The organism is Serratia sp. N21D137, from assembly GCF_047530005.1.
GTDB lineage: Bacteria > Pseudomonadota > Gammaproteobacteria > Enterobacterales > Enterobacteriaceae > Chania > Chania fonticola_B.
Map to the genome: position 1 here is coordinate 28,130 of NZ_JBLJAJ010000030.1, position 25,651 is coordinate 53,780.

Genomic DNA, 25,651 nt, shown 5'->3' on the forward strand with positions numbered 1-25,651 from the left:
TTGGCACGGCTTTAAACGGTTAACCACAGTAGGACTCAAAATTATGACAACCGAAAAAAAATACATTGTCGCCCTCGACCAGGGAACCACCAGTTCACGTGCCGTAGTGCTCGATCACGATGCCAATATTGTTGCGGTTTCACAGCGTGAATTTACGCAGATCTACCCGAAGGCCGGCTGGGTAGAGCACGACCCGATGGAAATCTGGTCCTCACAAAGTTCCACCTTGGTCGAAGTGCTGGCCAAGGCCGATATCAGTTCGGACCAAATCGCCGGGATCGGCATTACCAACCAGCGTGAAACCACCATCGTCTGGGAAAAAGAGACCGGGAAGCCGATTTATAACGCGATCGTCTGGCAGTGCCGTCGCACCGCCGACATCTGTGAAAAACTCAAGCGTGATGGCCTGGAAGAGTATATCCGCCACAATACCGGCCTGGTGGTTGACCCTTACTTCTCGGGCACCAAGGTCAAATGGATCCTCGACCACGTCGAAGGCGCGCGCGAACGTGCCAAGCGCGGTGAACTGCTGTTTGGTACCGTCGACACCTGGCTGGTGTGGAAGATGACCCAAGGGCGGGTTCACGTGACCGACTACACCAACGCCTCGCGTACCATGATGTTCAACATCCATGAGCTGGACTGGGACGATCGTATGCTGGAAGCGCTGGACATCCCACGCGCCATGCTGCCAGAAGTCCGCCCTTCTTCCGAAGTGTATGGCCAGACCAACATCGGGGGTAAAGGCGGGACGCGTATTCCTATCGCCGGGATCGCCGGTGACCAGCAGGCGGCGCTGTATGGCCAACTCTGCGTTCAGCCGGGGATGGCGAAAAACACCTACGGCACCGGCTGCTTCCTGTTGATGAATACCGGCAAAGAGGCAGTACGCTCCAGCCACGGCCTGCTGACTACCATCGCCTGCGGCCCACGCGGGGAAGTGAACTATGCGCTGGAAGGTGCGGTGTTTATTGGTGGGGCCTCTATCCAGTGGCTGCGCGACGAGCTGAAACTGATCAGCGATGCCGCAGACTCCGAATACTTCGCCACCAAGGTCAAAGACAGCAATGGCGTCTACGTGGTACCCGCCTTTACCGGCCTGGGTGCCCCCTACTGGGACCCGTATGCCCGTGGCGCCATCTTCGGCCTGACCCGCGGCGTCAACAGCAACCACATCATCCGCGCCACGCTGGAGTCTATCGCCTACCAGACCCGCGACGTGCTGGATGCTATGCAGGCCGATGCCAATACCCGTCTGCAATCGCTGCGTGTGGACGGTGGTGCGGTAGCCAACAACTTCCTGATGCAGTTCCAGTCCGATATCCTCGGCACCCGTGTCGAACGTCCTGAAGTGCGTGAAGTGACAGCATTGGGCGCGGCCTATCTGGCCGGGCTGGCGATTGGCTACTGGAGCGATCTGGATGAGGTGAAGAGCAAAGCCAACATCGAGCGTGAATTCCGTCCGGGTATCGAAACTACCGAGCGTAATTTCCGTTACAGCGGCTGGAAAAAGGCCGTGGCTCGTGCACAAGCCTGGGAAGATCACGACTGATTCGTTTTATCCTGCAACAGCGCTGCCTTCGGGCAGCGTTTTTTTGCCTCGCCCTACCGCCTCCCCCCTGTGGTAAACTTTGCCGATATTTTCTTCCCTTTTCTCACTGACAGGTTTGCCATGAAACGTGAATTAGCCATCGAATTTTCCCGCGTTACCGAAGCCGCCGCTCTTGCGGGTTATAAATGGTTGGGGCGTGGTGACAAAAACGCCGCCGACGGTGCCGCCGTCAATGCCATGCGCATTATGCTCAATAGGGTGGATATCGATGGCCGGATCGTGATCGGTGAAGGTGAGATTGATGAAGCCCCGATGCTGTATATTGGCGAAAACGTCGGCACCGGGCTGGGCGATGCGGTGGATATCGCCGTCGATCCCATCGAAGGTACGCGCATGACCGCAATGGGGCAATCCAATGCGCTGGCTGTCCTGGCGGTAGGCGATCGCGGCACCTTCCTGCACGCTCCTGATATGTACATGGAAAAACTGGTCGTCGGCCCACAGGCGCGTGGGGTGATCGACCTCAACTTGCCGCTAGCCACCAACCTGAACAACGTCGCTGCCTGCCTGGGCAAACCACTGACGGAGCTGACGGTGATCACGTTGGCTAAACCGCGCCACGATGCGGTGATCGCAGAAATGCAGCAGCTCGGGGTGAAGGTTTTCGCTATTCCCGACGGTGATGTCGCCGCCTCGATCCTGACCTGTATGCCGGAAAGCGAAGTGGATGTGATGTACGGCATCGGTGGCGCACCGGAAGGCGTGATCTCCGCTGCGGTGATCCGTGCGCTGGATGGCGATATGCAAGCCCGCCTGCTGGCTCGCCATCAGGTCAAAGGGGATAACGAAGATAATCGCCGTATTGGCGAGCAGGAGCTGGCCCGCTGTAAAGAAATGGGCATCGAAGCCGGTAAAGTGTTGGTTCTGGATGAAATGGCGCGCAACGATAACGTGATCTTTGCCGCGACCGGGATCACCAAGGGCGATCTGCTGGAGGGCATCACCCGCAAAGGTAATATGGCCACCACCGAAACCCTGCTGATCCGAGGCAAATCGCGCACTATCCGCCGCATCCGTTCGACCCACTATCTGGATCGCAAAGACGCAGCGCTGCACGAATTCCTGCTTTAATGCTCAGGGGCGCAGAGCGCGCCCCATCTCTATCAGGCGGTATGTCCCTGATGCTGCATACGGCTCGATAGCGGCCACCAGCACAGCAAAATCAGCAACGCCATGGCAAACATCAGCAAGCCAAGGCTGAACTGCCCGGTTTGCGGCAGCATGGCTGACAACCATGTCGCCAGTCCAGACCCCATATTCTGCATGCCGCCCACCAGGGCACCCGCCGCCCCGGCCAGATAAGGGAACGGCTCCATCGCACCGGTGGTCGCCAAGGGGAATAGCATCCCGGCACCGAAGAAGAACAACGCCGCAGGCACGATCAGCGTCCAGATATTCATCACCCCGAACCAACCAGGGATCCACATCATCAGCCCGGCCAACAGGCAACTGATCACCGAATGCCACATCAGACTGTGGAAGGATTTGCCGTCACGCCCGGCATACCAGGCACCAAAGAACGCCGCCGGGATCGGCAAGATAAACAGGATACTGACGGTCAAACCGCTCAGGCCCAACACCCCGCCCATCAACACGCCACAGCTGGCTTCAAAGACGGCGATACCGGCCAGAGCACCGATCAACATCACCAGATAGCAGCTGAAGGTGCCGTCCGCCAGCAGTTGGCGGAAGCTGGAAAGCATACGGCGTTTTTCCGTTTGCTGCGGCCGGGTTTCCGGCAACCAGCGGAACATGGCAAACGCTACACCGGCGCACAACACCAGCAGGAAGCCATAACAAGCCCGCCAGCCAAACATCATCGCCAATCCCCCGCCAATCACAGGAGCCAACAGCGGGCTGACCAGAATGCCCATATTCAGCAGGCTATTGGCATATCGCAGGGACGTCCCCGCATACAGATCGCGCGGCATGGTTCTGGCCATCACGCCCGCCACGCCGGTGCCCATACCCTGAACCGCACTGGCGGCTACCAACATCGATAGGCTGTTGGCCAGCAAAGCGCCCAAAGCACCAAGTAGGAAAATCATCATGCCAGCCAGGATCACCGGGCGGCGGCCAATGCGATCGGAAAGCGGTCCGTAGATCAGCTGCGAGAAGCCGTAGGTCAACAGATAAGCCGCCATAACGCGCTGCACGGAGCCGGAGGGCACCGAGAGATCGCGGGCAATATCGGCGATGATGGGGACATAAATGGTTTGCGCCATCTGACCGACGGCAACCAGCAGGATCAGCATCACCAGCAGGTGGAAGTTCTCAACTTTTCTCATTATCTTCATTAACTTATTCAGTATTGCGACACTCAACCCCGCCCAATACCCCAGGGGGAACCACAGAGCAGCTTCTCAGCGACGCATAAGCTAACAAATCTGATTTTTTTAGCGAGTTTCGGGCAAATATAGATCGCCGTCACACTGGCACCTATCGCTACCAGTCTCGTAAATCAAACTGTACGTATCTGTTGTCATAACGGGAAAGAGTTAAAAATGATAAACTTGCATCAGATTAGCTTTAACACTTAATCGATAATTATTTCCATCAACTTGAAATAAGATACCGCCACAGGGATTTGGGTTTTATGAAAACACCAGAGCTGATTTTATTGCAGTTAAAAACCTTGGGTCCTCATTCTGCCAAAATGCTGGCAGAGCGGCTGGAAATCACGCCGATGGGGATCCGCCAGCATCTGCAATCCCTTGAACAACGTGAGCTGGTTTGCTACGAGGAAACGCGCGCCAAAGTAGGCCGCCCGACGCGTTACTGGTCTTTGACCCAACAGGGCCATGCCCAGTTTGCCGACGGACACGATCGGCTTTCGGCGATCCTGCTGGAGTCTGCACATGAGCTGTTCGGTGCCGAAGGTATAGAAAAGCTGATCCGGGCGCGCGAGGATAAACTCTATCACCGGTACGCCGATGAGCTGGCAGAGGAAGAAGACCATCTCAGCAAGCTCAACCGCCTGGTTAACCTGCGCCAGCGTGACGGCTATATGGCGGAACTGTTGGAAAGCCCGCAGGGCATGTTGCTGGTGGAAAACCACTGTCCGATCGGCGTGGCGGCACATACTTGCAGCAACCTGTGCAACTCCGAACTGCAGCTGTTCCATCGCCTGTTTGGTAAAGGCTACCGGATAGAACGTACCGCGCATGCCATCTCCGGCTCACGACATTGTGCTTATTTGATCCAACCACGGGAGCGTTAAAAGTATGGCTGAATGGGTTAATGGCAAAGTGACAGGGGTACAACATTGGACCGATGGCTTGTTCAGCATCACCGTCAATGCCCCGATCGACAGTTTCACCGCCGGGCAGTTTGCCAAGCTGTCACTAGAAATAGGCGGCGAGCGCGTTCAGCGCGCCTATTCTTACGTTAATGCCCCCAGCGATCCCAACCTGGAGTTTTATCTGGTCACAGTGCCGGAAGGAAAACTCAGCCCAAGCCTCCATCAGTTGCAGCCCGGAGCGGAAGTGATGGTCACCAAAGAAGCCGCCGGATTCTTTGTGCTCGAAGAAGTGCCAGACTGCGACACCTTATGGATGCTGGCGACCGGCACCGCCATCGGCCCTTATCTGTCGATCCTGCAAGAAGGCAAAGATCTGGATCGCTTCAACAACCTGGTACTGGTGCACGCCGCACGATTTGCCCGCGATCTCAGCTACCTGCCGCTGATGCAGCAGCTGCAACAGCGTTTTAACGGCAAACTACGCATTCAAACCGTGGTCAGCCGCGAAGAGGTGGCTGGCTCATTGACCGGGCGCGTTCCTGCTCTGCTGGAAGACGGCCGACTGGAAGCGGCAGTCGGTTTGACCCTGGATGCCGAAACCAGCCATGTGATGCTGTGCGGCAACCCGCAGATGGTGCGAGATACTCAGCAAACGCTGAAAGAGAAATATCAGATGCGCAAACATCTGCGCCGCAAGCCGGGCCATATCACCAGCGAGCATTACTGGTAGTTCAGCGGAATTTTACCGGTTCGGCTTCTGGCCCGAATCGGTTATCCCCTGGGGTGCCCAGAAAAGCCCCCAGATCGATCGCCATCATCACCACAATCAGCGTCGGAATAAAACGCCCCACGCCCCACTGCCAGACCGGTGCCAACATCTGCCAGTTACCGGCTGCCAATATCCACGCCAGGATCAACAGCAACGCCCACCAGCCCTTTTTATTGCGATCGTGCAGGCGCTTGACCAGCACCGCCGCCGTTGGCCACAGCAGCGCCACAATGCAAAAGGCGATGGTCTGGATCGCTACCACATCGTAGTTGGCCAGCGTGAAAGCCACCGCCATCAGCACTACCCAGACAGCCATCCAGATCCAGAAGTCGCGCCGCCCGATACGGCCCTTAAAGGAAAAACACCATTGCTGTAAGCTCATCGATTCATGCACTCTTGGCCTGCCCATATTCTGCGCCGCAGTGTAACATAGGCCATACCGGGTTGAGCTAGCCCCGGAAAAACGCAGACCATCGCACCGCCTTGCGTCAGCAAACGACAATCACGCGGAATTTTTGACAATTCGCCCAGGTTATCGTTTTAATCGGAGTCATCTTTGTTACCGATGCCGTATACCATGCTGAAAAAAATCATCGTTATAGCCTACCTGTGCTCCCCCATCGGCAGTGCTTGGGCCGATCCACCGGATACGCCTACCGAAGCCCCGGCGAACGCCCCCTACTTGCTGGCTGGCGCGCCGACCTTCGATCTGACGGTGGTGCAATTTCGCGAAAAGTACAACCGCGACAACCCAACGCTGCCGATTGGTGAATTCCGCGTAGTCCCCTCAAGAGAGGATGACTCTCCTTTGCTGACCCGCGCGGCCAGTAAGATTAACGAAAACCTGTACGCCTCTACCGCGCTGGAAAAGGGCACCGGTAAGATTAAAACCATGCAAATTACCCATTTGCTGTTGCAGGATGGCGAAGAAAAAGCGGCCAAAGCCATCGCGGTGAACTACATGGCAGCCCTGAGCCGCCAGTTTGAACCGACACTCACCGTGGAAGAAAGCATCATCAAGGTGAACAACCTGCTGGAAAAAGGCAAAGGCTCCTACTTCTACCAACAACAGGTCGGGGCAATACGCTATGTGGTAGCAGATAACGGCGATAAGGGGGTAACCTTCGCCGTTGAACCGATTAAGCTAACGCTATCTGAACCCTGATACCCCAGCAATTAATGACAAAAAGCAAAGCCTTTGCACTGATTCATCTCTATACTGTTGGGCAGGTAAACTGCCTGTCCGGCAGTTGTCATTTAGACTCTCGCGTCCCCTTTTTGGAGGAAAACACATGCGTCATCCATTAGTAATGGGTAACTGGAAGCTTAACGGCAGCGTTCACATGGTTAACGAACTGATCGCCGCCTTGCGTAAAGAACTGAGCAGCGTTGACGGTTGTGGCGTTGCCATCGCACCTCCAGTCATGTATCTGGATCTGGCCAAGCACGCACTGGGTGGCAGCCGCATCGCTCTGGGCGCACAGAACGTCGACATCAACCTGTCTGGCGCCTTCACCGGTGAAGTTTCTGCCACCATGCTCAAAGACGTCGGTGCTGAATACATCATCATCGGCCACTCAGAGCGCCGTACCTATCACAAAGAAACCGACGCAGCGATCGCCGAGAAATTTGCCGTGCTGAAAGCCGCTGGCCTGATCCCAGTGCTGTGCATCGGTGAAACCGAAGCAGAAAACGAAGCGGGTAAAACCGAAGAAGTTTGTGCGCGCCAGATCGACGCCGTGCTGAAAACCCAGGGCGCTGAAGCGTTCAAAGGCACCGTCATCGCTTATGAGCCAGTGTGGGCTATCGGTACCGGTAAATCTGCCACCCCAGCGCAAGCTCAGGCAGTACACAAATTTATCCGTGACCATATTGCCAAGCAAGACGCTGCAGTCGCTGCCGAAGTGATCATCCAGTACGGCGGTTCCGTGAACGATAAGAACGCTGCAGAGCTGTTTGCTCAGCCAGACATCGACGGCGCGCTGGTTGGCGGCGCATCACTGAAAGCTGACGCTTTCGCCGTGATCGTCAAAGCCGCTGCCCTGGCGAAAAAAGCCTGATTTTATCCGGCCTGAAATGACAAAACCCCGGTTTCCCGGGGTTTTTTATGGCCAAAAATTAGCGATCAGCGCTTGCTGATTTCGTCAAAGATCCCGCCGGTGGCAAAGTGCACCTTCTGCGCTTCAGTCCAGCCGCCAAAAGTATCATCCACGGTGAACAGCTTCAGTTTTGGAAACTGCTCGGCGAATTTGGCTGCAACGGCTGCATCACGTGGACGGTAGTAGTTGTTGGCCGCAATGGTCTGGCCTTCCGGTGAATACAGATACTTCAGGTAAGCCGTAGCCACATCACGGGTGCCGCGCTTATCAACGACCTTATCCACCACCGATACCGTCGGTTCAGCCAGAATGGATTCGCTCGGGGTGATGATTTCAAACTTGTCTTTACCCAGCTCTTTCTCTGCCAGCAAAGCTTCGTTTTCCCAGGCGATCAGCACATCACCGATGCCGCGCTCAACGAAGGTATTGGTTGCGCCACGTGCACCGGAATCCAACACTTCCACATTTCGGTACAGCTGTTTGACGAACTCCTGAGCCTTGGCTTTATCGCCACCGTTCTTGTGCAGAGCATAACCCCAGGCAGCCAGATAGTTCCAACGGGCACCGCCAGAGGTTTTCGGGTTCGGTGTAATAACCGACACGCCAGGCTTCACCAGGTCAGCCCAATCATGGATCTGTTTTGGATTATCCTTACGCACCAGGAAAACGATGGTCGAGGTGTAAGGTGCCGAGTTGTCTGGCAGGCGCTTGATCCACGCTTTATCAATACGACCACGCTCGGCAATCGCGTCCACGTCGTATGCCAACGCCAGCGTGACCACATCCGCTTCGATGCCGTTAATCACCGAGGTCGCCTGCTTGCCGGAACCGCCGTGTGACTGACGCACGGTAACCTTATCGCCGGTCTGCTGCTGCCAATACTTACCAAACGCCGTGTTATATTCCTGGTAGAACTCACGCGTAGGATCGTATGAGACGTTTAGCAGTTGAATATCTTTCGCCATAGCACCCGATGCCAACAGCAGTAAAGTCAGACCCACACCCCATTTTTGCATTGCCGTTCCCCCAGAAAATGACGCAACCTCAAGCGGTTGATTTAGCATCAAAGCCTGCCAGAAACTTCCCTCACAATTAAAGAATAAAAAATGTTGTACTAGACCATTCTGGAATATAGCGGCTACCGATAAAAAAAAGCCCCCAACAAAGGAGGCTATTTCGCGGCGTTCAAGCCGGATTAGTACAGCTTTTTCGCCGTTTCCAACCAGTCACCCTTGAACGGACGCTTCATGTTTTCGATCGCGTCAACGATGTCGTGGTGCACCATCTTCTCGTTCTGGATCCCTACGCAGCGGCCACCGTAACCTTGCAGCAGCAGGTCGATGGAGTACGCGCCCATGCGGGAAGCCAGAATACGGTCGTAAGCAACCGGTGAACCACCACGCTGGATGTGGCCCAATACGGTAGCACGGGTTTCACGCTTGGTTTCTTGCTCGATATGGCGTGCCAGTTCGTCGATATCACAGATATGCTCGGTGATCGCCACGATGGCATGCTTTTTACCTTTGGCGATACCGGCTTTGATTTCGTCAACCAGATCGTCACGGCTGAATTCGATTTCCGGCAGAACGATAAATTCACAACCACCGGCAATGGCCGCCGCCAGGGTCAGGTCGCCACAGTAACGCCCCATCACTTCCACGATAGAGATACGTTGGTGTGATGAAGAGGTATCGCGCAGGCGGTCAATGGCTTCCACCACGGTTTCCAACGCGGTGAAGTAACCGATGGTGTAGTCAGTGCCTGCAACGTCGTTATCGATGGTGCCAGGCAAACCGATGCAAGGGAAACCCTCTTCGGTCAGGCGCTTCGCCCCCATGTAGGAGCCGTCACCACCGATGACCACCAGCGCATCAATGCCGCGGTTTTTCAGGTTTTCAATCGCCTTGGCGCGCACGCTGTCATCCCTGAACTCAGGAAAACGCGCAGAACCCAGGAAGGTGCCGCCGCGGTTGATCATATCAGACACGCTATAGCGGTCTAATTGCTCCATACGATCTTCGTACAAACCAAGGTAGCCATCGTAAATACCAAATACTTCCAGACCTTCTGTGAGCGCGGCACGCACAACGCCACGAATGGCAGCGTTCATACCTGGGGCGTCACCGCCACTCGTCAGTACACCGATTTTCTTGATCATGACTACCTCTGAACTGTAGATGCAATTTCTTAAGAATTCTGTATTCGCCGACTCACCGGGTATCTCTCCAACGGCGCAAAACCAGCTTTACGGCTTTTATTGCTGGATATTATAACAAAAACACCCAGCTGAATTGATTCAGGTCACGCAACATCAAGGAAAAAACTTCACATGGCACGGCGTGCTAACACCGTGTTTTCTCAATCCACCCAACATTGACCTATGTCAGTTGATTATAGTTCCCAATGCCCCTGTCGGCCCTGAGGAACAACAGAACAGGGATCTTGGTGAATAATCACGTCGGCTCCGGGGAAACGATGCAACAATGCCTGCTCCACCTGTTCTGCCAGAATATGCGCCTGCATCAACGGCAGGGTGTCTTCCATTTCCAGATGCAACTGGATAAACCGCGTTGGCCCAGACTGCCGCGTACGCAGATCGTGGGCACCTTTGATACCCGGCCAAGACGATACCACATCGATAATTGCCTGACGCTCTTCATCCGGCAAGGCGCGATCCAGCAGGGACTGCACCGCCTCGTACCCCATACGCAGCGCGCTATAGAGAATATAAACCCCAATGCCCAGGGCAAACAGCGCGTCCGCACGATGAAATCCGTACCAGCTTAGCCCAAGTGCTATCAAAATAGCACCATTCATCATCACATCTGACTGATAATGCAGCATATCGGCCCGTACCGCCTGGCTGCGCGTTTTTCTGACTACCCAACGTTGATAGGTCACCAGGATGAAAGTGCTAATCAACGCAATGATAGTTACAGCTACCCCTATGCCCGGCGAATTCAGGGGCTGCGGGGAATACAGATGCTGGAAGCCGGTCAAGAACAGGAACAGGGCAGAACCGGAGATAAACATGCTTTGCGCCAGCGCCGCCAGCGACTCGGCCTTGCCATGGCCAAAGGTGTGCTCTTCATCAGCCGGCTGCAACGAGTAGCGTACCACCAGCAGGTTGGTTAACGATGCGGCAATATCCATCAACGAATCCACTAAAGCCGCCAACAGGCTGACCGACCCGGTGAGATACCAGGCAACAATCTTGATCAACAGTAGAATGGAAGCCATTCCGGTGGCGGCTAAAGCAGCGGACTGTACCAGCCGCGCGTATTGCTGTTCCATAAAAAACCCCAACTAACGTTTATGGGCTTCAGTATAACGGAATGCGGGGTAAAAAAAGTCCCGCCATCATGACGGGATGCGTGTCAGCTAAGCAAAAAAATCTGGCAAAACGTGCAGTAATGTCGCTCTCCCTAGATAAGTATTCATAAGGTATCCAGGTTTGAAGGCGCGTCCACATACTGTCCACACTCAACGGTTTTTGAAAATCCGCAGCCTCCCAGAAAATAGCTAACGCATTGTTTTTTAAGTTATTTTATTTAATAGGGATAAAAAAAACCCCCTCATCATGAGGGGGAAGACAGGGATGGTGTCTATGGCAAGGAAAAACAGGGGATTACTCGGTCATACTCAACTTCTGGGCAGAAGTTTGCTGCAAACCAGAAATCTGTTGCTTCATCAACTGCACACGCTGCTGATGCTTCTGGTCTAAAACACTTTTTTGCTCTGGCGTCAGCAGGTTATACATTTGGTTGCGTACCCGGGCCATTTCGACCTGGCGCTTAACCTGTTCCTGAGCCATCTTTTCCGCCTGGGCCTGCACGGCGGCTTCATCAAATTTATCTGCGGTGACCAGCTTATGCATGGTTTCCACTTCATCTACATTAACACCAGGCAGATCGTAACGGGCCTGGCGCATCAAATCGCGCATTTGCTGGCGTTGCTGTTCGGTCAAGCGAACGCCGTCGAACATGTGATTCTGGCCAAGCGCTCTCAATAGTGCATCATTAGCAGGAGGTTGGACAGTTTCCGGTGTAGTATCAGCAGCAAAGGCAGCGGTAGAACCAAATGCCAAAATTGATGCCATAACTACTGCGGTCACCTTAACCATTTTTACTCCTCGAGCTTTCTCACTTTGCGAATCAACGAGGAGCAGTGTATCGCTGCACCTGCAAACATGCGTCAGGGCATGTAAAACTACGTAAAGTCATGGAATAGCAACAGTTGATGACGTATTTTGCGTCAGGAGGTAAATCACATATGCACAAAATTCTGTTAGTTGACGACGACCGCGAGCTCACCTCGCTACTGAAAGAACTGCTTGAAATGGAAGGCTTTAACATCGTCGTGGCTCACGACGGTGAACAGGCGTTGTCGTTACTGGACAGCTCCATCGATCTGCTGTTGCTCGATATCATGATGCCGAAGAAAAACGGTATCGATACGCTGAAAGAATTGCGTCAGCACCACCAGACTCCGGTGATCATGCTCACCGCTCGCGGCAGCGAATTGGACCGGGTACTTGGCCTGGAACTCGGTGCGGACGACTATCTGGCAAAACCCTTTAACGATCGCGAACTGGTTGCGCGCATCCGGGCCATTCTGCGCCGTTCCAACTGGAGCGAACAGCAACAGAATGTGGATACCAGCGCACCTACGCTGGACGTTGACGGCCTGCAGCTGAACCCCGGCCGCCAGGAAGCCAGCTTCGACGGGCAGGTGCTGGATCTGACGGGCACCGAATTTACCCTGTTATATCTGCTGGCACAGCATCTCGGCCAGGTAGTATCCCGTGAACTCCTCAGCCAGGAAGTGCTGGGCAAACGCCTGACGCCGTTCGATCGCGCCATTGATATGCATATCTCCAACCTGCGGCGCAAACTGCCGGACCGCAAAGATGGGCATCCTTGGTTCAAAACCCTGCGTGGACGGGGCTATCTGATGGTATCTGCAGCATGATCAACAGCTTGACGGCACGCATCTTCGCCATTTTTTGGTTCACATTGGCCCTGGTGCTGATGTTGGTGTTGATGGTGCCCAAACTCGACTCCCGCCAAATGACCACGCTGCTGGAAAGCGAACAGCGGCAGGGGTTGATGCTGGAACAGCATGTCGAAGCCGAACTGCAAAACGATCCGGCCAACGACCTGATGTGGTGGCGCCGCCTGTTCCGCGCCATCGAAAAATGGGCACCGCCGGGCCAGCGCCTGTTGTTGGTGACCAGCGAAGGGCGAGTGATCGGCGCGCAGCGCAACGAAATGCAGATCGTGCGCAACTTTATCGGCCAGTCGGACAACTCCGACCAACCGCAAAAGAAAAAATATGGCCGCGTCGAGCTGGTTGGCCCGTTCTCGGTGCGCGATGGTGAAGACAACTACCAGTTGTACCTGATCCGCCCGGCCAGCAGCTCGCAGTCCGATTTTATCAACCTGATGTTCGACCGGCCGCTGCTGCTGCTGATCGTCACCATGCTGATCAGTGCCCCGCTGTTGCTGTGGCTGGCCTGGAGTCTTGCCAAACCGGCGCGTAAGTTGAAAAATGCCGCCGATGATGTAGCCCGTGGCAACCTTAAGCAACACCCTGAGCTGGAAGCCGGGCCGCAGGAGTTTCTTGCCACCGGGGCCAGTTTCAACCAGATGATCAGCGCGCTCGAAAGGATGATGACGGCCCAGCAACGGCTGATCTCCGATATCTCCCACGAATTGCGCACCCCGTTAACGCGTCTACAGCTGGCAACCGCCCTGATGCGCCGCCGCCACGGTGAAGGCCATGAGCTGGCGCGTATCGAAACCGAAGCCCAACGCCTGGATTCGATGATTAACGATCTGCTGTTGCTATCCCGTGGCCAACAGAAGAGCGAGCTGGTGCGCGAACTGCTGAAGGCCAACGAACTGTGGGCCGACGTACTGGACAACGCCAGTTTCGAAGCCGAACAGATGGGCAAACAGCTGGAGGTCACCTCCCCTCCAGGCCCATGGACGATTTACGGCAACGCAGGTGCCCTGGACAGTGCGCTGGAGAATATCGTGCGTAATGCCCTGCGTTATTCCAATACGCGCATCGCGGTGGCATTCAGCGCCGATAATCAGGGGATCACCATCGTGGTGGACGATGATGGCCCTGGCGTCAGCCCGGAAGATCGTGAACAGATTTTCCGGCCATTCTATCGCACCGATGAAGCACGCGATCGCCAATCCGGCGGCACCGGGCTGGGTTTGGCCATCGTTGAATCCGCCGTCAATCAGCATCGCGGCTGGGTGAAAGCGGAAGACAGCCCGCTAGGTGGCCTGCGTCTTGTGTTGTGGTTGCCGCTGCATCAGCGTTAATCGCCAGCACCCAAAGATTTTGCTATTCTGCGCCCCTCGTCATGAGGGGCTTTTTACATGCTGAATATCGTTTTATTTGAACCTGAAATTCCGCCGAACACCGGCAACATCATTCGCCTGTGCGCCAACACCGGTTTCCAACTGCATCTGATCGAACCTATGGGCTTCCCGTGGGACGACAAACGCCTGCGCCGTGCCGGGTTGGATTATCACGAATTTGCCTGCATCAAGCGCCATGCCGACTATGCCGCCTTCCACGCCAGCGAAAATCCACAGCGGCTGTTTGCCCTTACCACCAAAGGCACACCGGCACATAGCGCCGTCAGCTATCAGGCTGGGGATTATCTGCTGTTTGGCCCGGAAACCCGTGGCCTGCCCGCCAGCATTCTGGATGCCTTACCCGCACAGCAGAAGATCCGTATTCCCATGCAAGCCCAAAGCCGCAGCATGAATCTGTCCAATGCCGTCTCGGTGGTGGTTTACGAAGCCTGGCGCCAACTGGGTTATGCGGGCGCACTGCTTAAAGAGTAATCTCTATTGGGCGATCGCCTGCCAGCCAGGCGACGGTTAAACCCCGTCGCCTTATTTTTAACGCCGTACTATTTTTTACTATAAATAATAAATGAGGTTCTTTGGCCAATTTTATCGTACAGCGAACGGGCAGAAGAATTGAACTCCTGGGTCATCCAGTAAACGCGGCTTGACTCTCTCACTTCCGCCTGTTGATAAGCTTCATTAAATAAGCTCTCCGCCACGTTTTTTCCCCGCGCGCTTTTATCAACGAACAGATCTTCAATATAACAATAGTTTTTATCGCTCCACGTCGAGGCGTGATAAACCAAATGCATAAAGCCGAGGAGCTGCCCCTGATCGTTAACGGCGACCAGGCCGACCAAATCCTGTTTTTGGCACAGGCGGATAAAGGTTTTTTCGGTGATTTCGGCGCTGACATCGGCACGATAAAAGTGCAGATACTGCTGCCACAGATGTTCCCAACCCGCTCTATCTGAAGCGATTATTTCCCTGATGGTAACGCCATTTTTAGTCATCAACATAGTCCTACCCCTGCATGTTCAAAGTGGCGCAAGTATAGGCGATGCCATAGGGCGGGGTTAATGGACCAATCCGCTATAGATACCGGACCATTTCAGCGGCTAATTATCGATCTCGTTTAAACAGCGCGTTAGCAACTGGGAAAACTGTTCGACGTTATAGGCTATCTCAATAGGGTCCAGCGCCGCGAAACCCAGCAGCCAGCCAGATAAGGGAATATCTGCAGTACAAAACTCGGCAACGCTTCTAAGCGTTAAATTATACTCAGAAGCGCGATGGGCAACAGCTTGCTCCAGCTGTTTACTTTCCACCAGGCAGAGTATTTGCAAGCCGCAGTTAGGCACTATAACCTTCACCTTTAAGCCGCAGTGCTTGTTGATCTCGTTAATAAACAGCGCCGCACGGGATGAATATATTTTCTTCATGGTCAGGACATGCTCTCGATAATGTCCCTGCATAATGAATTTTGCCAGCGTACGCTGAGCGATCCCCGAAACCTGGCTGTCCGTATTCGCCCGCGCGCTGGTCATGGGTTTTACCAGCGCTTCTGGCAATACCATATAAGCCACATGCAGATCCGGGAACAGGGTTTTACTGAAGGTGCCCATATAAATGGTGCGCTGATGGGGGTCTAACCCCTGCAAACAGGCCGTCGCAATGCCTTGGTAGTGAAACTCGCTGTCATAATCATCTTCGATGATCCACATATCCCGTGTTTTAGCCGCCTCAATTAATGCCAACCGCCTGGCCAGCGAAAGTGCTCGCCCGGTAGGATATTGGTTAGAAGGGGTGACATAGACAAATTTGCCGTTAGCTTGAGAGCGAATGATTTCATCGGTACAAATCCCCTGCTCATCCACGGTAATCGGGATAGGCTTTAGCTGGGCCGCCCGCAAGGCCTTAATCGCACCGGTATACCCCGGATTTTCGATAAAGACGCTATCGCCAGCATCCGCCAGGACCTGCGCACATAAAGACAGCGATTGCTGCGTACTGCTCACAATCAGAATTCGATCGGCCTGCGCCTTCACGCCCCGCTCGGCCAGCAGGAAATCGCAAATCGCCTCCCGTAGGTGAATATTGCCCTGCAAGTTGCTGCCCGCCGAGATAGACAGCCCCTCTTCTTTGACGGTTTGCTGATATAGCCTGAGCCAGGTATGGATCGGAAAATTTCGGGTTTCAGGCATGCCGGGACTAAATGCCCGCTGCTGGGGCAAGTTGCCTGATTCAGGCCTGGTATGCTGTGACGATCTCCGGCTCAATGTGACCTGGTCGCCGAAAGGTGCAACTGAGCGCTCGCTAGTCAGGCCCAGCAAAGGTTGCTGTCTTTGGGCGACAAAGCTTCCCCGCCCCACCTCTCTGCAGACGTATCCCTCGGTTTCCAGCGCCGTATAACAGTTCTCGATGGTCCCTCGAGATAACTGCAGTGAGGCTGCCAACGCACGGCTGGCCGGTAAACGTTGGCCGGTGATGAACTCACCCTGCTGGATCATCGTCTTGAAAGCAGCAGCCAGCGCCGTAGTTAATGAAACTTCGGGGACTGTTTGCTTGGCGAGGTTTTTTTGCAGCAAGAGAGTCTGGAGCTGCTTTTCGGTCAGGCGGTTCAAAGGGCAACTCCACTCACAGTGAGGACAACGCTAAAGGTATCACGCTATCAGAATTCGACCACCAGCAGGCAGGTTAAAAAATAAATAACCACATGTTATTTATGTAAATTTAATCCTTATAACCTCTTTCACCGATCTAAATTCTGCGCCGCCTCCCCAAAATGCACCGCTGAAATGTTCATAGTATCGACATGAACCCAAAACGTGTCGAAATAATCGATTTTTATCAACACGTATTGATGACATGTTTATGGTATCAACATATGCGCTAAACGTGTCGAAATGTAGAGCCTTTATCGACACATTGTTGAAACCTGTCGATAAAACGTGGGGAAAATCTATGCAATAGGATCCTGAAAAACCGTTTAACCCGCTTCCGCCCCTCCCACCTATGGGTGAACTAATGGAGTCGGTGCCAGTATTGAAGTCTTGCATTAAGGCGCGAGCTGCATGCATTGGCCGAGCTAAAACAGGCGGGAGAGTTGCTACCTAACCAAGGGTTACTGATTAACTTAATCCCGATCCTTGAAGCTAAAGACTCGTCTGAGATTGAAAATATCGTGACCACTTCGGATAAACTTTTTCAGTTCTCGCAAGAAGATAGCCTGGCTGACCCCGCAACTAAAGAAGCACTGCGTTACCGTACAGCGCTTTATGATGGATTTAAGCACTTGGGACAGCGCCCACTTTGTACATCCACTGCGATGGGCATTTGCAGCACATTAAAAAATACGGTGATGGATATTCGCAGAATTCCAGGCACCGCTCTGGTAAACAATGAGCATAAGGTTGTTTACACTCCTCCAGTGGGTGAAGAGCTGATACGTAGCCTTCTGAAAAATTGGGAAAACTTTATTCATGCTGATGATGATATTGATCCTTTAGTAAAAATGGCTATATCACATTATCAATTTGAGGCAATTCACCCTTTCACAGACGGCAATGGCAGGACTGGACGCATACTAAATGTACTTTTTCTCATTGAGAAAAACCTGCTGACACTACCGATCCTCTACTTAAGTCGCTATATCGTCACTCATAAGGCCGATTATTATGGCTTGCTGCGTGGCGTAACGGCCTCTGGCGATTGGGTGCCATGGATCGTGTTTATGCTGGATGCTGTCAATGAGACATCGCAATGGACTACCGCAAAAATTGCGGCCATTAGGGAGTTGCTTGACGTCAGTACCCAGTACATTCGTAACTCGTTGCCAAAAATTTATAGTTACGAACTGATACAGGTAATCTTTGAACAGCCATACTGCCGCATATCAAACCTGGTCGACCAAGGCATAGCCCAGCGTCAATCTGCTTCTACATATCTTAAGCAGCTCTGCGAAATTGGTGTGCTGAATGAAATTACCGTAGGTCGCGAAAAGCTGTATGTGCATCCTAAGCTTATACAGTTGATGACTCGTGATGATAATACCGTACTACCCTACTGATTATTTTGCGCCAGGATCGAAACTTGGCTCCGCAAATGACGCACTCATGACAGTGTTACATACCTCAGGGTTGGGCGACACCTTTTAGGCCTGCGCTAGTCATGGTCCCAAAAGGGTAAATATACAGAAGGGCTGTTAGATACCGTCGCCATACTCAAACCCGTGATTGGCACCGTTGAAGTACTGGTCCATATCCATCGATGGCGTATCGCTTTCCGGGCGGCCAACAATACGTGCAGGCACGCCTGCGGCAGTGGTATGTGGCGGCACGGGTTGCAGCACCACGGAACCGGCACCGATCTTGGCCCCTTTGCCCACTTCGATATTGCCGAGGATTTTAGCCCCCGCACCAATCATCACGCCTTCGCGGATTTTAGGGTGGCGATCGCCGCTGGTTTTGCCTGTCCCGCCCAGGGTTACCGACTGCAGGATAGAGACGTTATTCTCCACCACGGCGGTTTCACCGATCACAATGCCGGTGGCGTGGTCGAGCATGATGCCGCAGCCGATGGTAGCCGCCGGGTGAATATCCACCCCAAAGGCAACCGAGATTTGATTTTGCAGGTAGATCGCCAATGCCTGACGGCCCTGCATCCACAACCAATGGCCGATACGGTATGCCTGCAAGGCATGGAAACCTTTCAGGTATAGCAACGGCGTTGAATATTTATCTACTGCGGGGTCGCGCAGCCGCACCGCCAGAATATCGCGGGCCGCTGAGACGATCATTTGAGCGTCGGAACGATAGGCGTCTTCCACCACCTCACGCACGGCGATTGCCGGCATGATCGGATTAGCCAGTTTGTTCGCCAGAATGTAGCTGAGCGCACTGCCCAGATTTTCATGCTTGAGCAAGGTCGCGTGGAAAAAGCTAGCCAGCATCGGTTCACAATCTGCCAGTGCTCTCGCCTCTGATTTAATGCTGCTCCAGACCTGTTCTAACTCTTCTGACGACATCGCTTCCTCTCTGCCAAAACAGGCTGCCCCGCCTGATCCCGGCAGGGTAACCTAATCAAATTGTCGTGACGCGATACATTGCTGCACCGCAGCCAAGGTCAGGCACTGTGCTTTTCGTCTTTCTTGGTGCGCCCAAGTAGAGTCAACGCTGCCTCGCGGGCATTTTTATTACAGTACAACACCTGATAGATCTGTTCGGTGATCGGCATTTCCACGCCAAAGCGCTGCGCCAGTGCCAATACCTCTTTGGTATTGCGATAGCCTTCAACCACCTGGCCGATGCTATCCTGCGCTTCCTGCACGCCCTTGCCTTGCCCCAGCATAATACCGAAACGACGGTTGCGCGATTGATTATCCGTGCAGGTTAACACCAGATCGCCCAACCCAGCCATGCCCATAAAGGTGGAAGGATCGGCACCCAATGCCGAACCGAGACGGCTCATTTCTGCCAGACCACGGGTGATCAATGCGGTACGCGCGTTGGCACCAAAACCGATACCGTCGGACATACCGGCACCGATGGCAATCACGTTTTTCACCGCGCCGCCCAGCTGTACCCCGATGAAATCCGGGTTGCTGTAAACGCGGAAGCTTTTGCCACAGTGCAACAGCTGCTGTAAATCTTCGGCAAACTGCTCGTCGGTGGCGGCGAGGGCGATCGCCGTTGGCAATCCGGCCGCCAGCTCTTTGGCAAACGTTGGCCCAGAAACGACCGCCAGTGGGATGGTATCCCCCAGAGCCTCACGAGCCACGTCTTGCAACAGCCGCCCCGTTTCCGCTTCCAGACCTTTGGTCGCCCATACGATGCGGGCATCCGGGCGCAGGTGAGGTTTCAACTGACGCAATACGTCACCAAACACGTGGCTAGGCACCACCACCAGCACATCACGGCTGGCCGCTAATGCACGAGCAAGGTCGGTTTCGAGCAACAGGGTATCGGGGAAAGGAACGCCGGGAAGGAACGCCTGATTGCAGCGATCGCGCTGCAGAATCTGGATCTGCTCGGGGTTATGCCCCCACAGCACTACCGGGTGGCCATTACGCGCCAGCGTAATGGCTAAAGCGGTGCCGTACGAGCCGGCACCGATTACAGTCATTGAAGCATTGACGGTATTCATCAGGCATCCTGATGAGGTTCAGCGCTTTCGCCTTCCGCCTGCTGCTGCAAATAGCTCATGAACAGCGCGTCAAAGTTTACCGGTGCCAGATTCAACTGCGGGAAGGTACCGCGAGAAACCAGGCTGGTGATGCACTCACGCGCATACGGGAACAGGATGTTGGGGCAGTATGCACCCAGGCAATGTGCCAGTTGCGTGCCTTCGATACCGGAGATGGAGAAGATACCTGCCTGCTGAACTTCACACAGGAATGCAGTTTCTTCACCCAGAGAGGCGGTAACGGTAACGCGCAGTACCACTTCGTAGACGTCGTCTGCCAGGTGGCTGGAAGCCGTATCCAGATCGAGCTTAACTTCTGGCTGCCATTCTTGCTGGAATACCTGCGGAGCGTTTGGCGCTTCGAATGAGATATCCTTGGTGTAAATGCGTTGGATCTGGAAAGCCATCTCTGTGCTGTTTTGTTCTGACATGTGTGTAATACCCTTGGTTAACTATCCTTAGAGACACTCAGTGGTTGCAATACCCACATCTTGGCAGTGGGACCGCCGCTGGTTTACAGCAGCGGATCCAGCCTACCGCGAGCATCAAGTGCATGTAAATCATCACAGCCGCCAATATGTTGGCCATCGATGAAAATCTGAGGCACGGTGGTTCGCCCACTGCGCGCGATCATTGCTTCGCGCTTGACGTTATCACCATCGATGGCAATCTCGCTAAACGCAGCTCCCTTGCTGTTCAGCAGCGCCTTGGCGCGATGACAGAACGGGCAGGTTGCCTTGGTGTAGATCTCAATGTTAGCCATGGAAACCCCTTCAATCACACTAAAATTTACTTGCCACGCGCCAACGGCAGGTTTTCCCCACTCCAGCCGGCAATGCCGTCTTTCAGGGTATAGACCTGTTCAAACCCGGCTTTGCTCAGGTTTTCTGCGGGTTCGCGTGAGGTGGTGCCATTGGCACAGACCACGATGACCGGCTGGGCCTTGTGTTTATCCAGTTCGCCGAAGCTGCCGGTTTTGATCTCGCTCGCCGTCAGGTTGATCGCGTTGGCGATATGGCCTCTGCGGAAATCATCACGGGTACGGGTATCGACCACTACCGCATCTTCTTTATTAATCAAGCGAGTAGCTTCACCGCGGGCGATCTCTTTAACCTTGGAGAAACGGCTCTTGAAGGTCATGACGATCACGGCAGCCAGCAGACCGACCCAGGCCAGACTAAGTATGGGGTGCCGGCTAACAAATTGCATAATTTCTTGCAGCATGGGGTGTAACAACTCCCGTCAGTTAAGGGAAAAATAAGTCAAGGTTTCAGAGTATACCTGCCGAATGCGTCAAATACAGCCAATAAGCAAACGGGAATGCAGAAACTGCGGAGTACACTGGAAAATTACCGTCATGACGTTGAGAAAGTCGAGGCTGTTCACCGCATCTTTGATCTCTTTGGGCTCTTTTTAGTCGGTCACAATGTAGTATCATCGGGTTCCAGAGGGTGAATAGCCATCATTCCAGTGCCCACGGGCTGATGGCTATTCACAACTTAAAACGATCATAAAGAGGTTACTGCAATGTCGAGCAAGAAAAAGCCCATGGTACTGGTGATCCTGGACGGTTACGGCCACCGGGAAGAGCAACAGGACAACGCGATCCTGAACGCCAAAACGCCGGTCATGGACCGTCTGTGGCAACAACAGCCGCATACCCTGATTGCCGCTTCCGGTCTGGATGTCGGCCTGCCTGATGGCCAGATGGGTAACTCGGAAGTCGGTCACGTGAACCTCGGCGCTGGCCGCATCGTGTATCAGGACCTGACCCGTCTGGATAAAGAGATTAAAGACGGTGATTTCTTCACCAACGCAACGCTGACCAGCGCCGTCGACAAGGCCGTGAAGGCAGGCAAAGCGGTACACATCATGGGCCTGATGTCCCCTGGTGGCGTCCACAGCCATGAAGATCATATCCTGGCGATGATCAAGCTGGCCGCACAGCGCGGTGCCAAAGCGGTTTACCTGCATGCCTTCCTGGATGGCCGCGATACTCCGCCGCGCAGTGCTGAAAATACACTGAAACGTTTCAGTGACGAATTTGCCACGCTGGGTGCCGGGCGTATCGCCACGGTGATCGGCCGTTACTATGCGATGGATCGTGATAATCGTTGGGACCGCGTACAGCTGGCCTACGATCTGATGACCCAGGCCAAAGGCGAATTCACCGCCGACAACGCCGTGGCCGCGCTGCAGGCTGCCTATGCCCGTGACGAAAACGACGAATTCGTTAAACCAACCGTGATCCAGGCTGCGGGCGAAGCCAGCGCCGAGATGAACGACGGCGACGCGTTAATCTTCATGAACTTCCGTGCCGACCGTGCTCGCCAGATCACCCGCGCCTTCGTCAATGCCGATTTCGACGGCTTCCCACGTAGCAAAGTGGTCAAGTTTGGTGATTTTGTCATGCTGACCGAATACGCCGCCGACATCAAAACCGCCTGTGCCTATCCACCTGCCTCGCTGGCCAACACCTTCGGTGAGTGGCTGATGAAGCATGACAAAACCCAGCTGCGCATTTCGGAAACCGAAAAATACGCCCACGTCACCTTCTTCTATAACGGCGGCGTCGAAGAACCGTTCAAAGGTGAAGACCGTATTCTGATCAACTCGCCAAAAGTGGCCACCTACGATTTACAGCCAGAGATGAGCTCCGCCGAGCTGACCGAAAAGCTGTTGGCAGCCATCCACAGCGGTAAATATGACGCCATCATCTGTAACTACCCGAACGGCGACATGGTTGGCCACACCGGTGTCTATGATGCAGCCGTCAAAGCAGTAGAAACCCTGGATAACTGCATTGCGCAGGTAGTTGAAGCGGTGAAAGCCGTTGACGGCCAACTGCTGGTCACCGCCGATCACGGTAACGCCGAGCAAATGCGCGATCCGGCCACCGGCCAGGCGCACACTGCCCATACCAGCCTGCCAGTGCCGTTGATCTACATCGGTAAAGCCGCCAAAGCGGTGGAAGGTGGCAAACTGTCCGACATCGCTCCAACCATGCTGTCACTGATGGGAATGGAAATCCCGCAAGAGATGACTGGTAAGCCGCTGTTCATCGTGGAATAATCCTTCCCCATGAGGGAGAAGGCGAATTTTGCACTATCAAGGGTAACCCGAAGCGCAAACTCAGGCAGCCAACCGCTGCCTGAACGCTCCGCGCCACGGAAGTTAACCACACTCTGCGCCAGCGTGTTTTTCGCTGGCGCATTGTTGTTGCCATTCACCAGCAACGCCGCGGAAGATAACAAATCCCAGCTCAAAGATATTCAGCAGAGCATCGCGGAAAAAGAAAAAGCGGTTAAACAGCAGCAACAACAGCGCAGTTCGCTGCAAAATCAGCTCAAACTCCAGGAAAAGACCATCGCGCAAGCCAGCCGTTCGCTGCGTGATACCCAAGGTACGCTCGACATACTGGGCAAAGACATTGCCGGACTGAACACCTCCATCGCCAAGCTACAAACACAGCAGTCCACTCAGCAGGAAATCCTCGCCAAACAGCTCGATGCCGCCTTCCGCCAGGGGCAACACAGCGCCTTGCAATTGGTGCTCAGCGGTGAGGAAACCCAGCGCAGTGAGCGCATGCTGGCTTATTTCGGCTATCTGAACGAAGCACGTCAACAGTCGATTGAACAACTCAAGCAGACCCGCAAGCAATTGGCAGAGCAAAAGAGCTCGCTGGTGGCCAAACAGGGTCAGCAGAAATCCTTGCTTGGCGAGCAACAAACCCAGCAGCAAAAGCTGGAACAGGCGCGCATCGCCCGTAAAAAAACCCTGACCGCGTTAGAAGCCTCGTTGGAAAAAGATCAACAGCGGCTGGTGGAACTGCGCCAGAACGAAAGCCGTCTGCGCGATCAGATCGCCCGTGCCGAACGTGAAGCCCGCGCCCGAGCCGAACGCGAAGCGCGTGAAGCGGCCAAGGTGCGTGAGCAGGTCAAAGTCAAAGAGCAGCAGGCGAAGAAAACCGGCACCAGCTATAAACCGAGCGAAGGTGAGCGTTCACTGATGGCGCGAACCGGCGGTTTGGGCAAGCCTGCGGGGCAAGCCGTATGGCCAGTGCGTGGCCGCATCGAACATCGCTTTGGCGAGCAACTGCAAGGTGAGTTACGCTGGAAAGGCATGGTGATTTCCGCAGCCGAAGGCAGCGAAGTCAAAGCCATTGCCGATGGCCGCGTGCTGCTGGCTGACTGGCTGCAAGGCTATGGCCTGGTGGTCGTGGTCGAACACGGTAAGGGCGATATGAGCCTGTATGGCTATAACCAGAGCGCTTTGGTTAGCGTCGGGGCGCAGGTGCGTGCAGGTCAGCCTATCGCCCTGGTCGGTACCAGCGGTGGTCAGGGAACGCCATCGCTCTATTTCGAAATCCGTCGCCAGGGTCAGGCCGTTAACCCACAGCCGTGGTTGGGAAGATAGATTTGTACTATAGCAAAACGCGTACTGCCCTGTTGTTGAGTGCGCTGCTGTGCGTTAGCGCAGCGCAGGCAGGCAAGCTCTCTATCGTGATCGATGACGTGGGCTATCGCCCACATGAAGAAAATGCCGTACTGCAAATGCCGACGGCGATCTCCGTTGCCGTGCTGCCCAATGCGCCTCACGCCCATCTGATGGCCACCAAAGCCCATAGCCAAGGCCGTGAAGTGCTAATCCACATGCCCATGGCTCCCCTCAGCAAACAGCCGCTGGAGCGCGATACCTTACAACCCTCCATGAGCAGTGAAGAAGTGCAGCGTATCATCCGTAATGCGGTGAATAACGTGCCTTTTGCGGTGGGCATGAACAACCATATGGGCAGCGCCATGACCTCCAGCCTGCCGGGCATGCAAAAGGTCATGCAGGCGCTGGAAAGCTACCATCTCTATTTTCTCGACAGCATGACCATCGGCAACAGCCAGGCCACGCATGCGGCGGCGGGCACCGGCGTGAAGGTGATCAAACGCAAGGTGTTCCTTGACGATACGGCCAACCCGGACGATATCCGCCGCCAGTTTAATCGTGCCGTCGAGCTGGCACGCCGCAATGGATCGGCCATCGCTATCGGCCACCCGCGCCCGGCAACGGTAAAAGTGCTGCAACAGATGCTGGCTACGCTGCCCTCCGACATCGTGCTGGTGAAACCCAGCTCGCTGCTCAATGAACCTCAGCAGAGCGGAAGCGGCTATGTGCCGCCATCCAAGCCACACAAACCGCAGCCGAAAAATCCGTTCACCGGTGGCATCAAGCAGTGCAAAGTTAAATTGCCGCAGGAAGGCGTGAATGCCAGCCATGCGCTGGGCATCATTACAGAAAGCGTGGCGCAGTCGCCAGTGGTGGTAATAATCAAACGCCATTGGCAGCACTGGGTAGGTTCGGAGCCAACCAAGCCATAAGATA

General features: G+C 54.5%; 25 protein-coding genes and 1 pseudogene. 13 read left to right on the forward strand and 13 right to left on the reverse strand.

The genetic code is table 11. The annotated features are described in order from the left end of the window. Nucleotides 1-43 precede the first annotated feature (43 nt). Entirely contained in the window at nucleotides 44-1,552 is a 1,509-nt protein-coding gene (glpK, locus tag ACMV5H_RS20220) for a glycerol kinase GlpK (protein WP_115159610.1), read from the forward strand. Between the two features lie 120 nt (nucleotides 1,553-1,672). Further along, on the forward strand, nucleotides 1,673-2,683 hold the full coding sequence (gene glpX, locus ACMV5H_RS20225) for a class II fructose-bisphosphatase (protein WP_223498613.1): 1,011 nt from the start codon (nucleotides 1,673-1,675) through the stop codon (nucleotides 2,681-2,683). Nucleotides 2,684-2,715: 32 nt separating this feature from the next. Here the strand turns inward: glpX and emrD are convergent, their stop codons facing one another. Further along, nucleotides 2,716-3,900, reverse strand: coding sequence for a multidrug efflux MFS transporter EmrD (emrD, locus tag ACMV5H_RS20230; protein ID WP_021807226.1), 1,185 nt, complete (start codon nucleotides 3,898-3,900; stop codon nucleotides 2,716-2,718). A gap of 308 nt (nucleotides 3,901-4,208) precedes the next feature. On the opposite strand from emrD, the gene ACMV5H_RS20235 reads away from it, so the two are divergent. Continuing rightward, nucleotides 4,209-4,832, forward strand: coding sequence for a helix-turn-helix transcriptional regulator (locus ACMV5H_RS20235; protein ID WP_414822346.1), 624 nt, complete (start codon nucleotides 4,209-4,211; stop codon nucleotides 4,830-4,832). A gap of 4 nt (nucleotides 4,833-4,836) precedes the next feature. Then, the gene (gene fpr, locus ACMV5H_RS20240) at nucleotides 4,837-5,583 is read left to right on the forward strand and encodes a ferredoxin--NADP(+) reductase (RefSeq protein ID WP_021807228.1); all 747 of its coding nucleotides are present in this window, start codon (nucleotides 4,837-4,839) and stop codon (nucleotides 5,581-5,583) included. A gap of 1 nt (nucleotide 5,584) precedes the next feature. On the opposite strand, the gene ACMV5H_RS20245 is transcribed toward fpr, so the two are convergent. After that, the gene (locus tag ACMV5H_RS20245) at nucleotides 5,585-6,004 is read right to left on the reverse strand and encodes a DUF805 domain-containing protein (protein ID WP_021181880.1); all 420 of its coding nucleotides are present in this window, start codon (nucleotides 6,002-6,004) and stop codon (nucleotides 5,585-5,587) included. A gap of 195 nt (nucleotides 6,005-6,199) precedes the next feature. Between ACMV5H_RS20245 and ACMV5H_RS20250 the strand changes: the two genes are divergently transcribed. Continuing rightward, nucleotides 6,200-6,787, forward strand: coding sequence for a DUF1454 family protein (locus tag ACMV5H_RS20250; RefSeq protein WP_414822347.1), 588 nt, complete (start codon nucleotides 6,200-6,202; stop codon nucleotides 6,785-6,787). Nucleotides 6,788-6,914: 127 nt separating this feature from the next. After that, nucleotides 6,915-7,682, forward strand: coding sequence for a triose-phosphate isomerase (gene tpiA / locus ACMV5H_RS20255; RefSeq protein ID WP_021181878.1), 768 nt, complete (start codon nucleotides 6,915-6,917; stop codon nucleotides 7,680-7,682). Between the two features lie 65 nt (nucleotides 7,683-7,747). Here tpiA and ACMV5H_RS20260 read toward each other — a convergent pair whose 3' ends face one another. From ACMV5H_RS20260 to cpxP, 4 genes are all read right to left on the reverse strand, one after another. Beyond that, complete coding sequence (locus ACMV5H_RS20260; protein WP_021807231.1) at nucleotides 7,748-8,737, reverse strand: sulfate ABC transporter substrate-binding protein; 990 nt, start codon at nucleotides 8,735-8,737, stop codon at nucleotides 7,748-7,750. A 179-nt stretch (nucleotides 8,738-8,916) separates the two neighbouring features. Beyond that, on the reverse strand, nucleotides 8,917-9,879 hold the full coding sequence (pfkA, locus tag ACMV5H_RS20265) for a 6-phosphofructokinase (RefSeq protein ID WP_021181876.1): 963 nt from the start codon (nucleotides 9,877-9,879) through the stop codon (nucleotides 8,917-8,919). Nucleotides 9,880-10,112: 233 nt separating this feature from the next. Then, nucleotides 10,113-11,015: a CDF family cation-efflux transporter FieF gene (fieF, locus tag ACMV5H_RS20270; RefSeq protein WP_021807232.1), complete on the reverse strand. Its 903-nt coding sequence runs from the start codon at nucleotides 11,013-11,015 to the stop codon at nucleotides 10,113-10,115. 334 nt (nucleotides 11,016-11,349) lie between these two features. After that, nucleotides 11,350-11,844, reverse strand: a complete 495-nt coding sequence (gene cpxP / locus ACMV5H_RS20275; protein WP_021181874.1) for a cell-envelope stress modulator CpxP — start codon at nucleotides 11,842-11,844, stop codon at nucleotides 11,350-11,352. Between the two features lie 149 nt (nucleotides 11,845-11,993). Between cpxP and cpxR the strand changes: the two genes are divergently transcribed. Genes cpxR through trmL form a run of 3 tightly spaced genes read left to right on the forward strand, consistent with a single transcriptional unit; the run spans nucleotide 11,994 to nucleotide 14,590 of the window. Continuing rightward, nucleotides 11,994-12,692, forward strand: coding sequence for an envelope stress response regulator transcription factor CpxR (gene cpxR / locus ACMV5H_RS20280; protein ID WP_021181873.1), 699 nt, complete (start codon nucleotides 11,994-11,996; stop codon nucleotides 12,690-12,692). Beyond that, nucleotides 12,689-14,059, forward strand: coding sequence for an envelope stress sensor histidine kinase CpxA (cpxA, locus tag ACMV5H_RS20285; RefSeq protein WP_021181872.1), 1,371 nt, complete (start codon nucleotides 12,689-12,691; stop codon nucleotides 14,057-14,059). Before cpxR ends, cpxA begins: the two co-directional genes overlap by 4 nt. Before the next feature lie 57 nt (nucleotides 14,060-14,116). After that, nucleotides 14,117-14,590, forward strand: a complete 474-nt coding sequence (gene trmL, locus ACMV5H_RS20290; RefSeq protein ID WP_115159608.1) for a tRNA (uridine(34)/cytosine(34)/5-carboxymethylaminomethyluridine(34)-2'-O)-methyltransferase TrmL — start codon at nucleotides 14,117-14,119, stop codon at nucleotides 14,588-14,590. Between the two features lie 68 nt (nucleotides 14,591-14,658). Here trmL and ACMV5H_RS20295 read toward each other — a convergent pair whose 3' ends face one another. Both ACMV5H_RS20295 and ACMV5H_RS20300 read right to left on the reverse strand, forming a co-directional pair. After that, nucleotides 14,659-15,114, reverse strand: coding sequence for a GNAT family N-acetyltransferase (locus tag ACMV5H_RS20295; RefSeq protein ID WP_071683744.1), 456 nt, complete (start codon nucleotides 15,112-15,114; stop codon nucleotides 14,659-14,661). Nucleotides 15,115-15,213: 99 nt separating this feature from the next. Beyond that, on the reverse strand, nucleotides 15,214-16,719 hold the full coding sequence (locus tag ACMV5H_RS20300) for a PLP-dependent aminotransferase family protein (RefSeq protein ID WP_115159606.1): 1,506 nt from the start codon (nucleotides 16,717-16,719) through the stop codon (nucleotides 15,214-15,216). A gap of 391 nt (nucleotides 16,720-17,110) precedes the next feature. On the opposite strand from ACMV5H_RS20300, the pseudogene fic reads away from it, so the two are divergent. Beyond that, a pseudogene (fic, locus tag ACMV5H_RS20305) lies at nucleotides 17,111-18,164 on the forward strand (protein adenylyltransferase Fic). Between the two features lie 135 nt (nucleotides 18,165-18,299). On the opposite strand, the gene cysE reads toward fic, so the two are convergent. The 5 genes from cysE to ACMV5H_RS20330 form a co-directional block, all read right to left on the reverse strand. Then, nucleotides 18,300-19,121, reverse strand: a complete 822-nt coding sequence (gene cysE / locus ACMV5H_RS20310; protein ID WP_021181867.1) for a serine O-acetyltransferase — start codon at nucleotides 19,119-19,121, stop codon at nucleotides 18,300-18,302. Between the two features lie 98 nt (nucleotides 19,122-19,219). Next, nucleotides 19,220-20,239, reverse strand: a complete 1,020-nt coding sequence (gene gpsA, locus ACMV5H_RS20315; protein WP_071683747.1) for an NAD(P)H-dependent glycerol-3-phosphate dehydrogenase — start codon at nucleotides 20,237-20,239, stop codon at nucleotides 19,220-19,222. Next, nucleotides 20,239-20,709, reverse strand: a complete 471-nt coding sequence (secB, locus tag ACMV5H_RS20320; protein WP_021181865.1) for a protein-export chaperone SecB — start codon at nucleotides 20,707-20,709, stop codon at nucleotides 20,239-20,241. Before secB ends, gpsA begins: the two co-directional genes overlap by 1 nt. A gap of 83 nt (nucleotides 20,710-20,792) precedes the next feature. Further along, nucleotides 20,793-21,041 (reverse strand): glutaredoxin 3, encoded by a 249-nt coding sequence (gene grxC, locus ACMV5H_RS20325; protein ID WP_414822348.1) that lies wholly within the window; start codon nucleotides 21,039-21,041, stop codon nucleotides 20,793-20,795. Nucleotides 21,042-21,067: 26 nt separating this feature from the next. Then, a complete protein-coding gene (locus ACMV5H_RS20330; protein ID WP_021807259.1) occupies nucleotides 21,068-21,502 on the reverse strand; it encodes a rhodanese-like domain-containing protein in 435 nt (144 codons plus the stop codon). Between the two features lie 303 nt (nucleotides 21,503-21,805). Here ACMV5H_RS20330 and gpmM point away from each other — a divergent pair, with 303 nt between their 5' ends. The 3 genes from gpmM to ACMV5H_RS20345 are packed head-to-tail and all read left to right on the forward strand — an operon-like array spanning nucleotide 21,806 to nucleotide 25,647. Continuing rightward, nucleotides 21,806-23,350 (forward strand): 2,3-bisphosphoglycerate-independent phosphoglycerate mutase, encoded by a 1,545-nt coding sequence (gpmM, locus tag ACMV5H_RS20335; RefSeq protein ID WP_021807260.1) that lies wholly within the window; start codon nucleotides 21,806-21,808, stop codon nucleotides 23,348-23,350. 9 nt (nucleotides 23,351-23,359) lie between these two features. Beyond that, the gene (gene envC / locus ACMV5H_RS20340) at nucleotides 23,360-24,694 is read left to right on the forward strand and encodes a murein hydrolase activator EnvC (protein ID WP_039996198.1); all 1,335 of its coding nucleotides are present in this window, start codon (nucleotides 23,360-23,362) and stop codon (nucleotides 24,692-24,694) included. 2 nt (nucleotides 24,695-24,696) lie between these two features. After that, entirely contained in the window at nucleotides 24,697-25,647 is a 951-nt protein-coding gene (locus ACMV5H_RS20345) for a divergent polysaccharide deacetylase family protein (protein WP_115159604.1), read from the forward strand. The last annotated feature ends 4 nt before the right edge of the window (nucleotides 25,648-25,651 follow it).